Here is a 13179-nt window from a genome sequence, read left to right as displayed (position 1 = left end):
GACTATTTCAGTGCCTGAATATCTACTATGGCATAACCCATAGAGCGTCAACATGACGCGGATCGCGACCCATCGGCTCTCACCACGAGAAGCACGGAAGCAGACGGCTACGCCTGGCCGTCCGCCTGGCCGTCCACTGACTTATTGACCTTGCGCACGGCGTTATCGATCTTGTCGTGGTACTTGCCCTTGGTTTGCTTGTCCACGAACGCACCGGCTTTGTCGGTGTAGTGGCGGATCTTGTCCGGGTTGTTCCTGGCATACCGACGCGCGGCGTCAACCGCGCCGGCAACCGCGGTGAACCTCCGGAAGAACGGCATGGTGCGCTCCTTTCAACGACCAGTCAATACAACCCGGTATCGGATGCTCACTACGAGAGTGACACACCCGCGGCTCGTACGGCTGCCGGCCACGCGACACGGTTGCGGGGAGCGGGGGCATCGGGACGTCTGTTCGGGATCGGTCAGGCGGCGAGCTTGCGCGCCAGCCGCTCCGGCTTCGGCCACCGTACGTCGGAGACCCAGTGCAGCTTCTCGAACAGCCAGATGACCCTGGCTGAGATGTCGATCTGGCCACGTCGCACGCCGTGACGGGCGCCGGTGGGGTCGGCGTGGTGGGAGTTGTGCCACGACTCGCCGAACGACAACACGGCGAGCGGCCAGAAGTTGGCCGACTTGTCGCGGGAGGCGAACGGCCGGTTACCGATCATGTGGCAGATCGAGTTCACCGACCACGTGACGTGGTGCAATGCGGCGACGCGTACCAGGCTAGCCCAGAAGAACGCGGTCAGCGCGCCCCACCAGGACAGCGTGATCAGCCCGCCGAGCACGGCGGGTAGCAGCAAGGTGGCGACGGTCAGCAGCGGGAACAGCCGGTCGACGACGCGGATGGCACGGTCCTTGAGCAGGTCGGGTGCGAACCGGTTGGCGTTGGTCCGGTCTCGCTGGAACATCCAGCCCATGTGGGCGTACCAGAAGCCTTTGGCGAGCGCCTTGGCCGAGGTGCCGAACCGCCACGGCGAGTGGGGGTCTCCCTCGCGGTCGGCGTAAGCGTGGTGGCGACGATGATCGGCAACCCATCCGATGACCGGTCCCTGCATGGCCATGCTGCCGACCACGGCGAGGGCGACCCGCAGGCCACGCTTGGCCTTGAAGGCCCGGTGGGTGAAGTACCGGTGGAAGCCGACGGTGACCCCGAGGCCGGTGACGACGTAGAACGACACCGCGAGGGCGATGTCGGTCCAGTTGAGGCCCCAACCCCACGCGATGGGTACGGCGGCGATCAGGGCGAGCAGGGGGACGACGGCGAACACTTTGACGAGGGACATCTCGGTCGTGGACTTCGTGCCGTCGAACATCGGTTCCGTGCGCTGGTCGCGCGCGGATTCGGTGCGAGACCGTTCGAGTGTTGAAGGAGACATGATGCTACCTCCCGGTAGCGGATCGTGAATGCCACCCGAGGTAGGGGAGCTGCTTGATTCTCATAGCGGTGATCCGACCGCCGTATCCGCGTGATACCCACGCGGATACGGCGCTAATCGTGCTACGACCGGATCAGAGTGCCCGCACGTTGTTGGCCTGCGGGCCCTTGTCGCCCTGCGTGACCTCGAACTCGACGGACTGGTTCTCCTCGAGGGTGCGGAAGCCGTAGCCGTCGATCGCGGAGTAGTGCACGAAGACGTCAGGGCCGTCCGTGCGTGCGATGAAGCCGAAGCCCTTTTCGGCGTTGAACCACTTCACGGTTCCTTGAGTCATAACTTTGTTCTCCTTGTAGGGATATATGCCGGGTCGCACTCTGCGGTCCGGCATGGCCGGGTTGATCAGACGGCGACTTCTCGGCTTGTCCTGCAAGGAGAAAAACGACGCCCGCACCTAGGTTCTGCGCGAGCGTGTATTGAACACGAACACTTCAAAACTTCGACCTACACCACTCAACGTTCCTCGGCGCGGATTTGTTCCATGGTGACGGTCGAGGCCGCCCTGCGCTGGGGGACGTCGTTCGGATACAGCGAGGGCGTACAGTGCGAGGTACTAGCACGTGATGACATCTCTGAGTCATGGTGTCGCCCCTATCGCCGGTTTCGTACCGGAGCGATCTGAGCCGGGTACCGGTCACCGCATCACGCGACTCCGCCACCACGACCGTGAGTGCGCGTGCCACGACGATCGCACAGATTGGGACGCAGCCATGCCGACACACGAATTGACACAGTCCGCCGCTGACCACGACGTTGGCGGTGCCGACGCCGGGTGTCCCGCGTGCCCGCACCCCTGGAATGACCACGACCAGATCGCGACGCGGTTCTGCGCCGCGACGATCGATCACCAGTTCGAGCGAGCCTGCGTCTGCGCCGCGGCCCAAGCACGGAAATCCGTCGGCCAGGCTTACGTACGGTGATCGAGGGCGGCGACACCGGCCGCCGCGTGTACCCACTGGCCCGGTTACGGCAAGGAGTTCTCGCCAGGACACTCCCTCGCACCCGGCGCCGCGTCCTGGTGGATCGGCCCGGACCGGGCCGAGAGTGCGTCCGTTCCCACCACCGCGCCCCGGCGGCAGGCGACGATCTCGGCCACGATCGCCACGGCGATCTCCGCGGGCGTGTCCGCTCCGATGTCCAGCCCAGCCGGGCCCCGGATCGAGTCCGCGAGCTCGGCGCTCACCCCGTGAGCGAGCAGCCAGTCGCGCCGGCGCGCCTGCGTGCGGCGCGAGCCCATCGCACCGATGTACGACGCTCCCGACGTCAACGCGGTAGCGAGGGCAGGGCCGTCGACGTCCTCGTCGTGGCTCAGCACGACGACCGACTCGGCCTCGGGCAGGCGAGAGATCGCGTCGTCGAGGGCCGTGACGACCGTCGGACGCCAACCGAGGGTCGCACTGATCGACTCCAGGGCGACGGCAACGTCGCCGGAGCCGACGATGAGAATCTGATGTGAGCGCACAGCCGTCAGGGTAGTCGGTCGGACTCCCGCGCAGGTGTTGATCACCAACCCTGCCGGTAGCTTGATCAGCTATCGCGCTACCTCGTCGGCGAGCAGCGCCACGTGCAGCGACACCCGGATGTCGGGATCGTCGAGGTCCACGCCGAGCAGCCGCTCGATCTTGGCGAGCCGGTCATAGAACGCGGCACGGGACAGGTGGACCGCGGCGGCGGCGTCGGACTTGCTCGTCGGATGCTCAAGCAGCGCCCGAAGCACCACCAGCAGGTCGCCACCATTGTCCTCGTCGTGCTCCTTGAGCGCGTCCAGCTCGCGCGTGACGAACGCGTGCACTCGTTCGTCCTCGCCCAGCATCGTCAGTAAGCCGCGCAGGTGGACGTCTTCGAGCCGGTGGACGAGCCTGCCACCCGCGCTAGCGTGTACGGATTCCACGACGTGCTGCGACTCGCGCAGCGTGCGGTCGATGTGTGCGGCCTTGTTCACCGCCCGGCCCGCACCGATGACGACGGTATGCCGGTCGGCCACGCGTGCCGCCAGCTTCTCGACGGCACGCTCGTGCCGTGCCGACGGCGCGAACGACAGCAGTACCCGCACATCGCGGTCGATCTCGCCCACCAGGGCCGAGGTTCGCGTACCGTGCACCGCGTGTACCACCGAGGCGAGCACATCGTCCACTAACGACGGTGTGAGGCTGTCCTGACCGGCTGTCCGCGGTCGCGGGCGAATCGCGAGCCCGACGAAGGTGCGCTTCGTCGTGGGCAGCCCGGACAGCTCGCAGCGGCGCAGCAGGTCGGGATCGGTCGGATCGGCGAGCAGACCGAGTAGCAGCTCCTGATGGGTGCGCCGGACGAGGCTGTCGCGATGCCGGTCCTGCAGCCGGTGCATCGCCAACGCGGCGGCGGCACGCTCGGCCACTACGGTGAGCCGCTGCGGGGGAGTGGCCGGGGCCTGCACGATCAGCCGTCCCCAACCTGCGTCTCGTTTGCCGAGCCTCGTGATGAGCCAGCCGTTCGTCGCATCCCACGTGGTGCGCTCGGCATGCTCGACGGCGCGGGATCGCGACTGCCAGTCAGCGAGGAAACCGGCGATGTCGCCGGGGCCTGCCCGGTAGTCCAACACCCGGTGTTGTTCGTCCTCAAGGACGACAGCGGCGCCAGCGAGGCGCTGCACGGCCGCCAGGATCTCGTCGGGGCCCGCCTCCTCCATGCTCAGCGCGGTGAAGGTGTCGTGCACCCGCTCGGCCTCGCGCAGCTCCGTGAGCTGCTCGTCCACGATCCGCTCGCCCACGGTCTGGGTAATGGCGGCGAACCGCACCTCGCGGGTCAGTGCGATGAGTGGCAGGGTCAGCCGCTCACACGCGGTGACCAGCGGTGCGGGAACGGACGTCCACCGGCGGCCCAGTTCGATGAGCAGACCCGCCGCGTCGCTGTCGTCCAGGCTCCGCGCCAGCGCGTCCAGCTCCTCTGCGGTATCAGGGAACGCGATGCCGGTGCTCAGCACAAGATCCCCACCGCGCAGTAGCGGCGCGATATCGGCCAGCTCGGTGGTGTGCACCCAGCGCACCTGGCGGTCCAGCCCAGACTTCCCCGCGAGAACCTCGGGGCCCGCCGCGCGCAGCACGGGCATCTGGAGCACCTCTGCGACAGTCACAACGGCCATGAAACTGCCTTCCGGTGACGACAAGCCCTGACAAAGCGTCGGATCATGTGCCGAAATCCTACACTCTGTCGGACGAGGTCGAACCGTGCCGCGGGTTAGCGTGAGGTTTCGACACCGAAGGAGCCACCACATGACCACCTCGATCGCACACTGGGTCGACGGCGCCGAGTTCGCGGGCACGTCCGACCACTGGGCAGATGTCACCAACCCAGCCACCGGGCAGGTTTCCGGCCGCGTCGCGCTCGCCGGCGAGCACGACGCCCAGCACGTCATCGCGTCGGCCGCGACGGCAGCCAAGGCCTGGGGCGAGACCTCACTGGCCAAGCGCACGCAGATCCTGTTCGCCTTCCGCGAGCTGCTCAACAGCCGCAAGGAGGAACTGGCGCACCTGATCACGGCCGAACACGGCAAGGTCTATTCCGACGCCCTCGGTGAGATCACCCGAGGTCAGGAGGTCGTCGAGTTCGCGTGCGGCATCTCGCATCTGCTCAAGGGCGGCTACTCCGAGAGCGCGTCGACCGGCGTCGACGTCCACTCCAAGCGCGACCCGCTCGGCGTCGTCGGGATCATCAGTCCGTTCAACTTCCCGGCCATGGTCCCGATGTGGTTCTTCCCGATCGCTATCGCCTCGGGGAACACGGTGGTCCTCAAGCCGAGCGAGAAGGACCCGTCCGCCGCCCTGTGGATCGCGAACCTCTGGAAGGAAGCTGGCCTTCCCGACGGCGTGTTCAACGTGCTGCAGGGCGACAAGGTCGCCGTCGACGCGCTGCTGCACAGCCAGGACGTGGCCGCGATCAGTTTCGTCGGGTCCACCCCGATCGCGAAGTACGTCTACGAGGAGGCCAGCAGACACGGCAAGCGGGTGCAGGCCCTCGGCGGCGCCAAGAACCACATGGTCGTGCTGCCCGACGCCGATCTCGATCTCGCCGCCGACGCCGCGGTCAACGCCGGGTACGGCAGCGCGGGCGAGCGGTGCATGGCCATCAGCGTGCTGGTCGCGGTCGATCCGGTCGGTGACGACCTCGTCGCGCGGATCGCCGAGCGCACGCGGACGCTGGTGACCGGAGACGGCCGCAAAGGTGACGGCCCGGACGGCGCCGAAGCCGACATGGGGCCACTGGTCACCAAGGCGCACCGGGACAGGGTCGCCGGGTTCGTCGCCTCCGGCGAGCGGGCGGGTGCCAAGCTCGTCATCGACGGCCGCACCGTCGAGGCCCGTGGCGAGCAGGACGGCCACTGGCTCGGCCCGACACTGTTCGACCACGTCACACCGGACATGGACATCTACACCGAGGAGATCTTCGGCCCTGTCCTCGCCGTGGTGCGGGCGTCGTCGTACGACGAGGCCGTCGAGCTCATCAACGCCAACGAGTACGGCAACGGCACCGCGATCTTCACCAATGACGGCGGTGCGGCGCGGCGCTTCGAGTCCGACGTCCAGGTCGGCATGATCGGCGTGAACGTGCCGATTCCGGTCCCGGTAGCCTATTACTCGTTCGGCGGTTGGAAGCGTTCGCTGTTCGGCGACACCCACGCGCACGGCACCGAGGGCGTGCACTTCTTCACCCGCGCCAAGGTCGTCACCACCCGCTGGATCAACCCTGCCGCCCGGCCGGAGGGCGGCCTCGAACTGGGGTTCCCGCAGAATGACTGAGGAGTTCACGGCCATGTTCGACGCCGACCGCGCCTACGACCTGGACCGCAAGCACGTCTTCCACTCCTGGTCCGCCCAGGCGAAGCTGGACCCGATGGTGGTCACCAAGGCCGAGGGGGCCTACGTATGGGACCGCGACGGCAACCGGCTGCTCGACTTCACGTCCCAGCTGGTGTTCACCAACCTCGGACACCAGCACCCCGCCATCGTCCGCGCGGTTCAGGACCAGGCTGCGACGCTGTGCACGGTGGCGCCCAACCACGTCAACGGCGCCCGCTCCGAGGCCGCGCGGCTGATCGCCGCGCACACGCCTGGCGACCTCAACCGGGTGTTCTTCACCAACGGCGGAGCGGACGCCAACGAGCACGCCATCCGGATGGCGCGGCTGCACACCGGTCGTTCGAAGGTGCTGTCCACCTACCGCTCCTACCACGGTGGCACCGACCTCGCGGTCAACGTCACCGGCGAGCCCCGTAGGTGGTCGAACGACACCGGGTCGGCAGGGGTCGTGCACTTCTTCGGCCCGTTCCTGTACCGCAGCGCCTTCTCGGCGACGACGGAGGAGGAAGAGTGCCAGCGCGCGCTGGCCCATCTGGAACAGGTCATCACGCTCGAAGGCCCGTCGACGATCGCCGCCATCATGCTGGAGTCGATCCCGGGCACGGCGGGCATCATGGTCCCGCCGCCCGGTTATCTCGCCGGTGTCCGGGAGCTGTGCGACCGGTTCGGCATCGTGTTCATCGCCGATGAGGTGATGTCCGGCTTCGGCCGGGCAGGCACGTGGTTCGCCATCGAGCATGGGAGTGCTGGTTCGGCAGGCCCGGTCGTCCCGGACCTGCTGACCTTCGCCAAGGGCGTGAACTCCGGCTACGTTCCGCTCGGTGGTGTGGCCATCAACGAAGCCATCTATTCGACCTTCGCCGAGCGGCCGTATCCCGGCGGACTCACTTACTCGGGTCATCCGCTCGCCTGCGCCGCGGCGGTCGCCACCATCGAGACGATGGAGAACGACGGTCTCGTCGAGCACGCGGCCGCCCTCGGCGAGGACGTCTTCGGGCCAGGGCTGCGGGAGCTGGCTGCCAGGCACGACTGGATCGGCGAGGTCAGGGGAACCGGCGTGTTCTGGGCCATCGAGCTGGTGGCCGACCAGGCGACGCGCGAGCCGCTCGCGCCGTACGGCGGAACCAGCGAGGCGATGTCCGAGGTCGTCGCGGCCTGCCGGCGGCGCGGTCTGCTTCCGTTCGTGAACTTCAACCGTATCCACGCGGTCCCGCCGATGACGACGACCGCCGAGGAAGCCCGCGAAGGGATCGAGATTCTCGATGCGGCCCTGACCGAAGTCCGCGCGACGGTGGGCTGACCCCGGCGGTTAGGCCAGGCGGGCGTAGACGTCGCCGGAACGGCCGAGAGGCCGGAACCGGTCGAGCAACCGCACGAGATCCTCGGCATCCAGCCAGCGCTCGCTGGCCCACCGCATGGTTTCGACGGGGGAGTAGTTGTAGCGGTAGCCACCGGCGCCGAGTCGGTCTACCCGCTCCAGCGCCTCGATGGCCGCGTCGTGGGCAGGGGGCAAGTACTCGAACGACAGGGCGCGCAGCGGCCTGCTGAGTCCGGTGAGGACATCGACCTCGAAGCCCTCCACATCGATCTTGCAGAATGCCGGCTCACCGTGCCGTGCGATGAGGTCGTCGAGCGTCATCACGGCCACGTCGATGGACGAGTCCCACCGCACGCGGGTGAAGCGGCGGTCAGCGCGGACCGACTCGATCCAGTCGGTCGACAGCGACGAGACCGTCGGCGTCGCTGTGGATATGCCCATCCTGGCCCTGCCGGGGCGGGCGCCGACGGCGAGCGGCACGATCGCCACATCGGGGTCTCGCCCGTAGAGCAGCCGCAGCACGCGCACGCAGTCGGGTTGCGGTTCGACGGCGATCACTCGTGCGCCCAGCGTGCGCCACGCGGCCACCCGGCTCCCGACGTGGGCGCCGACGTCGAACGCGACGTCCCCTGGCCCAAGGAACTCGCCGAAGAACCGCACCATCCGGCGGCGCCTGCCTGGCACGCCGTGGTACATGGCCAGTGAGCGGGCGATTCCCTTGGCGCGGCTGAGCACCTGACGACCGTACCCCGCTCCGGCCGTTACGCTCCGGTATGTCGAGGCCGAGACGACGGGAGCTCGCGATGTTCAGTGTCACGGTTCGCGATCACGTGATGGTCGCGCACAGCTTTCGTGGCGAGGTGTTCGGGCCCGCGCAGCGGCTGCACGGTGCGACGTTCGTCGTCGACGCCACGTTCCAGCGTGCTGAGCTCGACGCCGACAACGTCGTCGTCGACATCGGTGCCGCCTCCCGCGAGCTGGCCGAGGTGCTGGCGCCCCTCAACTATCGCAACATCGACGACGATCCGGCCTTCGCAGGCGTCAACACGACGACCGAGTTCCTCGCGAAGGTGATCGCCGACCGGCTGGCGGAGCGGGTCACCGCAGGGGCGTTTGGTGACGGGGCGCGCGGCCTGGCCGCGATCACCGTGACACTCCACGAGTCCCACGTGGCCTGGGCACGTTACGAGCGGGCGTTATGACGACCGGTGTCGTGCTGGTCGTGCCGGGCGGCATCGACGACGAGACCGCGCCGAGCGGCGGCAACGTGTACGACCGGCGGATACGCGATGGCCTGGCGGCGACCGGGCTCGACGTGCGGCAGATCGCGGTGGCTGGCGCGTGGCCACGGCCCGCCGAGGCAGCCCGGGCGGAGCTCGCCCTGTCGCTTGATTCGGTGCCCGACGGCGCCGTCGTGCTGGTAGACGGGCTGCTCGCCTGTGGCGTCCCCGAGGTCGTCGTGCCACGGGCCGCGCGGCTGCGGCTGGCCGTGCTGGTGCACATGCCGCTGGCGGACGACGTAGGCCTGTCCGGCGACGTCGCGGCCGAGCTGGATCGGTGCGAGCGGAAGACGCTGGCCGCGGCGGCCGCCGTGGTGGCGACCAGCACGGCGACCGCACGGCGGCTCGCCGCTCGGCACGGGCTGGGCGCGGTCGAGGTCGTCCCGCCGGGGGCGGATCGTGCGCCGCTCGCCGCTGGCTCGGCGACGGGTGGCGGACTCTTGTGGGGGAGCGCCCCCACACCCCCCGACGGGGAAGGCCCCGTTCCCCTCGTGCTGTGCGTGGGCTCGCTTTCTCCGCTCAAGGGACAAGACGTGCTCATCGATGCGCTGGCCCGGCTGGCGGATCTGACGTGGCACTGCCGGTGCGTCGGTCCGTCACGCGATCCTCGTTTTGTCGCCGACCTGCACGGGCGGATCGAACGACTCGGCCTCACCGGCCGGACCGAGGTGGTCGGTGCCCACACCTGGGAGCAAGTGGGGGAGATGTACGCCGCCTGCGACCTGGTGGTGCTGCCGTCGCGGGCGGAGTCCTACGGGATGGTGGTGACCGAGGCGCTGGCTCGAGGCATCCCTGTCGTCGGGTCCGGCGTCGGCGGCGTGCCGGAGGCGCTCGGGGACACCTCGGCCGGTCGCCCCGGACTGCTGGTGGCTCCGGACGACTCGGCCGAGCTCGCCGTCGCGCTGCGCGGCTGGCTGACCGACGCCGCGCTCCGGCACCAGCTGCGGGCAGCGGCCCGGCTACGCAGGGATTCCCTTGAACGGTGGCCGGTTGCCGCGCGACGGATGGCCGATGTGCTTCGCGCGCCAGCGGGGAGTACCCGTGAGTAAGGCGGCGCCCGAGTGGTTGGCCCTGCGGGAAGAAGCCGACGCGGCCGCCCGCGCGGTCGAGCTGCTCGATCCGCTGCGCGGGTGTCTGCCGGACGGCCCGCTGGTGGTGCGCGACCTCGGCTGCGGCACCGGCGCGAACCTCCGGTGGCTGGCCCCGCGCCTGCCGGGACCACAGCGATGGATCCTGCACGACCACGACGCGGACCTGCTGGCGTGTGCCACGGCCAGGACTGTCAACACCGCGGACGGCACTCCGGTGACGACCCACATCGACCACTCCGACCTCGCCCGGCTGCGGGCCGCCGACCTCGCGGGAACCTCCCTGGTGACCGGGTCGGCGTTGCTGGACCTGCTCAGCCAGGAGGACATCGAGTCGCTCGCCGATGCCTGCGTCACCGCCGGGTGCCCGGCGCTGTTCACCGTGTCGGTCGTCGGACGGGTCGAGCTGCTACCGGCCGATCCGATGGATGCGAAGATCCGCGACGCCTTCAACGATCACCAGCGACGTGCCGTGGCCGGACGCGGCAGGCTGCTCGGCCCGGACGCGCCCTCGGTCACGGCGGCGGCCTTCCTGAGCCGCGGCTGGCGGGTGCTCAGCGGGCCGAGCCGCTGGCACCTCGGTGCCGGACAGACCGCGTTGACCACGCGGTGGCTGCGGGAGTGGTGCGAGGCCGCCGTCGAGCAGCGACCGGACCTCACCGCCGACGTCGGGGACTATCTGCCACGGCGGCTGCGCGCGTGCGCGGCCGGGCGGTTGCGCGTGACCGTCCACCACGTGGATCTACTGGCCCGTGGCCGGACACCGTCGTGAGTGCGTAGCAGGGTTAGAACACTGATCGCCACTCACGACCCCGGGGTCAGGACGGCGTGGTAGTCGGCGAAGGACGCGGCCAGGCTCGTGAGCAAGGCCCTGCCCTTCGCCGCCGACGCCAGCGACGGCCGGCCGACGACGCCCGAATCGGAGTAGGGCGACAGCCCGAGGGTGAGCAGGTGGCGCCGGTCGTCGGCCAGGTGGTCGGTATCGGAGTAGCCGTCCCTCACGGCCTCCGGATGGCTGTCGAGCAGGATGGACGTCTCGATCTCACCGGCGTGCATGTCGCTGTCCAGCGGGGTCACGATACCGGCGGCGGCCAGCGCGGCCTGCCAATCGAGCGGACCGGGGAACAACGCCATGCGATGCCCAGCGGCGTTGGCCTCCTGCACCACATTGCCGAGCACGTAGTTCCCGCCATGCCCGTTGACCAGGACCAGCCCGGTGTGCAGCGAACTCGCGATGTCGCGGACCATCGCGGCGAGGGTGCCCGACGAGATGCTCACCGTGCCCTGCCAGGCGGCGTGCTCGTGTGAGCAGGAGATCGTCAGCGGCGGCAGGCGCCGCACCGGATAGCTGTCGGCGATCTCCCGCGCGATGGCGCACGCGATGAGGGTGTCGGTGGCCAGCGGGAGGCACGGGCCGTGCTGTTCGAAGCTGCCTATCGGCAGGACGGCGACGCTCGCCGTGCGATGGACCTCGTCGGATGTGGTGTCCAGTGGCACGAGGCAGGGATCTGGGTCGGTCATGCCCGTACCCTAGGCCGATGAGCGAAGGTGCGATCGAGCATGGGATCGCCGCCGACGACGTGGCGGAGTCCGATCTGGTCACCAGCCGAGGGGTCTTTCGCGCGGTCGCCTTCCGCGATCCGGTCGATGGCCACGAGCATCTCGCGCTGGTCCTCGGTGAGCGGCGGGCTGACGTACTGATGCGGGTTCACTCCGAGTGCCTCACTGGTGACGTCTTCGGCGCCATGCGTTGCGAATGCGGGCAGCAGCTCGACGCGGCGTTCGACGCGATCCTGCGCGAAGGCAACGGCATCGTGGTGTACTTGCGCGGCCACGAGGGGCGGGGCATCGGCCTGCTGGCCAAGTTGAAAACGCACGCCCTGCAAGACAATGCCGGGCTGGACACCGTCGACTCAGCCACGGCGCTCGGCCTGCCGGTAGACGTCAGGGATTTCGGGCCTGCCGCGCGGGTGCTCGGGCATCTTGGCGTGCGGTCGGTGCGGTTGCTGACGAACAACCGCGAGAAGGTTCGTGCCCTGCGGTCGCACGGCATCCGGGTCACCGCGCGGGTGCCGCTGCTGGTCCGCCCGAACGACCACAACGCGCGGTATCTGACCGCGAAACGGGACCGGCTCGGCCACGAGCTTCCGCACCTACGGGTACCGGATGCGATGGCACAGCGCGGGGAGGGTGCCGTCAGTCAGCCGGGGCATGATGGCGGGCAGGTCGTCGAACGCGCTCTCCCCGGTGATGAGGGCGTCGAACGCGGGGTCGGCGAGCAACTGGAGGGCTAGCGCCATCCTGTCGGCGAACGAGCGGCGACCGCGCTGCGCCTGCGGCAGCATGCCCACCTGGCTGCCGCGGATGGTCAACCGTCGCGAGTGGAACGCCTCGCCGAGCGGCAGCGTGACCTCACGATCGCCGTACCAGCTCAGCTCGATCACGTTGCCGTCCGCCGCGAGCAGTTCGAGGGAACGCCTAAGGCCCGCCGAGGTGCCGCTGGCGTGAAAGACCACATCGCAGTCGCCGTGCGCGTCGGGCGGGTTGGCGAACGCCACCCCCAAGGTGTCGGCGATCAGCGCCCGCGACGGGTCGATGTCGATGAGCTGCACCCGCGCACCAGGGAGCGTCGCCAGTACCCCGGCGACCGCGCAGCCAACCATGCCTGCCCCTACGACGGCGATCCGGTCGCCGACCAGCGGTGCGGCGTCCCACGCGGCGTTCACCGCCGTCTCGAGCGTGCCCGCGAGCACCGCCCGTTCCGGCGGGACACCGTCGGGAACCGGGGTCACCGCGCTGGTCGGCACGACGTAGCGCGTCTGGTGCGGGTAGAGGCAGAACACCGGCCTGCCACGTAGCTCAGGCTCACCCTCTTCGACGACCCCGACGTTGAGATAGCCGTACTTGACCGGGCCGGGGAACTCGCCGTCCTGGAACGGCGCGCGCATGGCCTTATGCTGACTGGGCGGCACCCGGCCGCCGAAGACCAGCGCCTCCGTCCCTCGGCTCACCGCCGAGTACAGCGTGCGGATGCCGACCTCACCAGGACCGACGGCGGGCAGCGGGACCGGCTGGATCTCACCAGCGCCGGGGGAGCGCAACCAATAGGCGTGTGCCGTGCGCTCCATCGACAACCCCCGATTCGTGATCTCCGCACCCTATCGTGAACCAGCTAGTCGGGAAG

At 69.2% G+C, this 13179-nt stretch carries 14 protein-coding genes and 1 pseudogene; 7 read left to right on the top strand and 8 right to left on the bottom strand.

The window, feature by feature from the left end:
• Positions 1-107: 107 nt before the first annotated feature.
• From AMYHA_RS14150 to AMYHA_RS14140, 3 genes are all read right to left on the bottom strand, one after another.
• Entirely contained in the window at positions 108-320 is a 213-nt protein-coding gene (locus AMYHA_RS14150) for an antitoxin (protein ID WP_034271661.1), read from the bottom strand.
• 143 nt (positions 321-463) lie between these two features.
• A complete protein-coding gene (locus AMYHA_RS14145; protein WP_034271659.1) occupies positions 464-1357 on the bottom strand; it encodes an acyl-CoA desaturase in 894 nt (297 codons plus the stop codon).
• Between the two features lie 196 nt (positions 1358-1553).
• Positions 1554-1754: a cold-shock protein gene (locus AMYHA_RS14140; protein WP_034271657.1), complete on the bottom strand. Its 201-nt coding sequence runs from the start codon at positions 1752-1754 to the stop codon at positions 1554-1556.
• Positions 1755-2040: 286 nt separating this feature from the next.
• On the opposite strand from AMYHA_RS14140, the gene AMYHA_RS28290 reads away from it, so the two are divergent.
• Entirely contained in the window at positions 2041-2397 is a 357-nt protein-coding gene (locus tag AMYHA_RS28290; protein WP_330760651.1) for an RGCVC family protein, read from the top strand.
• A gap of 44 nt (positions 2398-2441) precedes the next feature.
• Here the strand turns inward: AMYHA_RS28290 and AMYHA_RS14130 are convergent, their stop codons facing one another.
• Entirely contained in the window at positions 2442-2939 is a 498-nt protein-coding gene (locus tag AMYHA_RS14130) for an XdhC family protein (RefSeq protein WP_051399906.1), read from the bottom strand.
• A 69-nt stretch (positions 2940-3008) separates the two neighbouring features.
• A complete protein-coding gene (locus tag AMYHA_RS14125) occupies positions 3009-4562 on the bottom strand; it encodes a PucR family transcriptional regulator (protein ID WP_196776897.1) in 1554 nt (517 codons plus the stop codon).
• A gap of 163 nt (positions 4563-4725) precedes the next feature.
• On the opposite strand from AMYHA_RS14125, the gene AMYHA_RS14120 reads away from it, so the two are divergent.
• Together AMYHA_RS14120 and AMYHA_RS14115 are read left to right on the top strand one after the other, a co-directional pair.
• Positions 4726-6249 carry a CoA-acylating methylmalonate-semialdehyde dehydrogenase gene (locus AMYHA_RS14120; protein ID WP_034271650.1) on the top strand — a complete coding sequence of 508 codons (1524 nt, stop codon included), beginning with the start codon at positions 4726-4728 and terminating at the stop codon, positions 6247-6249.
• On the top strand, positions 6242-7609 hold the full coding sequence (locus AMYHA_RS14115) for an aspartate aminotransferase family protein (RefSeq protein WP_034271648.1): 1368 nt from the start codon (positions 6242-6244) through the stop codon (positions 7607-7609). Before AMYHA_RS14120 ends, AMYHA_RS14115 begins: the two co-directional genes overlap by 8 nt.
• Positions 7610-7618: 9 nt before the next feature.
• On the opposite strand, the gene AMYHA_RS14110 is transcribed toward AMYHA_RS14115, so the two are convergent.
• Positions 7619-8362, bottom strand: coding sequence for an FkbM family methyltransferase (locus tag AMYHA_RS14110; RefSeq protein ID WP_034271646.1), 744 nt, complete (start codon positions 8360-8362; stop codon positions 7619-7621).
• A gap of 68 nt (positions 8363-8430) precedes the next feature.
• On the opposite strand from AMYHA_RS14110, the gene AMYHA_RS14105 reads away from it, so the two are divergent.
• The 3 genes from AMYHA_RS14105 to AMYHA_RS14095 are packed head-to-tail and all read left to right on the top strand — an operon-like array spanning position 8431 to position 10767.
• Positions 8431-8829, top strand: a complete 399-nt coding sequence (locus AMYHA_RS14105) for a 6-pyruvoyl trahydropterin synthase family protein (protein ID WP_034271644.1) — start codon at positions 8431-8433, stop codon at positions 8827-8829.
• Positions 8826-9956: a glycosyltransferase family 4 protein gene (locus AMYHA_RS14100; protein ID WP_034271642.1), complete on the top strand. Its 1131-nt coding sequence runs from the start codon at positions 8826-8828 to the stop codon at positions 9954-9956. The genes AMYHA_RS14105 and AMYHA_RS14100 overlap by 4 nt, the downstream gene beginning before the upstream one ends.
• Complete coding sequence (locus AMYHA_RS14095; protein ID WP_034271640.1) at positions 9949-10767, top strand: class I SAM-dependent methyltransferase; 819 nt, start codon at positions 9949-9951, stop codon at positions 10765-10767. Before AMYHA_RS14100 ends, AMYHA_RS14095 begins: the two co-directional genes overlap by 8 nt.
• A 32-nt stretch (positions 10768-10799) precedes the next feature.
• Here AMYHA_RS14095 and AMYHA_RS14090 read toward each other — a convergent pair whose 3' ends face one another.
• Positions 10800-11516, bottom strand: coding sequence for a creatininase family protein (locus tag AMYHA_RS14090; RefSeq protein WP_034271638.1), 717 nt, complete (start codon positions 11514-11516; stop codon positions 10800-10802).
• Between AMYHA_RS14090 and AMYHA_RS26465 the strand changes: the two are divergent.
• Positions 11474-12133, top strand: a pseudogene (locus AMYHA_RS26465) (GTP cyclohydrolase II); the annotation flags it as partial. The gene AMYHA_RS14090 and the pseudogene AMYHA_RS26465 overlap by 43 nt on opposite strands.
• A 15-nt stretch (positions 12134-12148) precedes the next feature.
• Here the strand turns inward: AMYHA_RS26465 and AMYHA_RS27055 are convergent.
• Positions 12149-13123 carry a zinc-dependent alcohol dehydrogenase gene (locus AMYHA_RS27055; protein WP_034271633.1) on the bottom strand — a complete coding sequence of 325 codons (975 nt, stop codon included), beginning with the start codon at positions 13121-13123 and terminating at the stop codon, positions 12149-12151.
• Positions 13124-13179 lie beyond the last annotated feature (56 nt).

The organism is Haloechinothrix halophila YIM 93223, assembly GCF_000504245.1.
In the GTDB taxonomy this organism is placed as follows: Bacteria; Actinomycetota; Actinomycetes; order Mycobacteriales; family Pseudonocardiaceae; genus Haloechinothrix_A; species Haloechinothrix_A halophila.
This window is presented reverse-complemented; position numbering and strand designations above follow the sequence as displayed.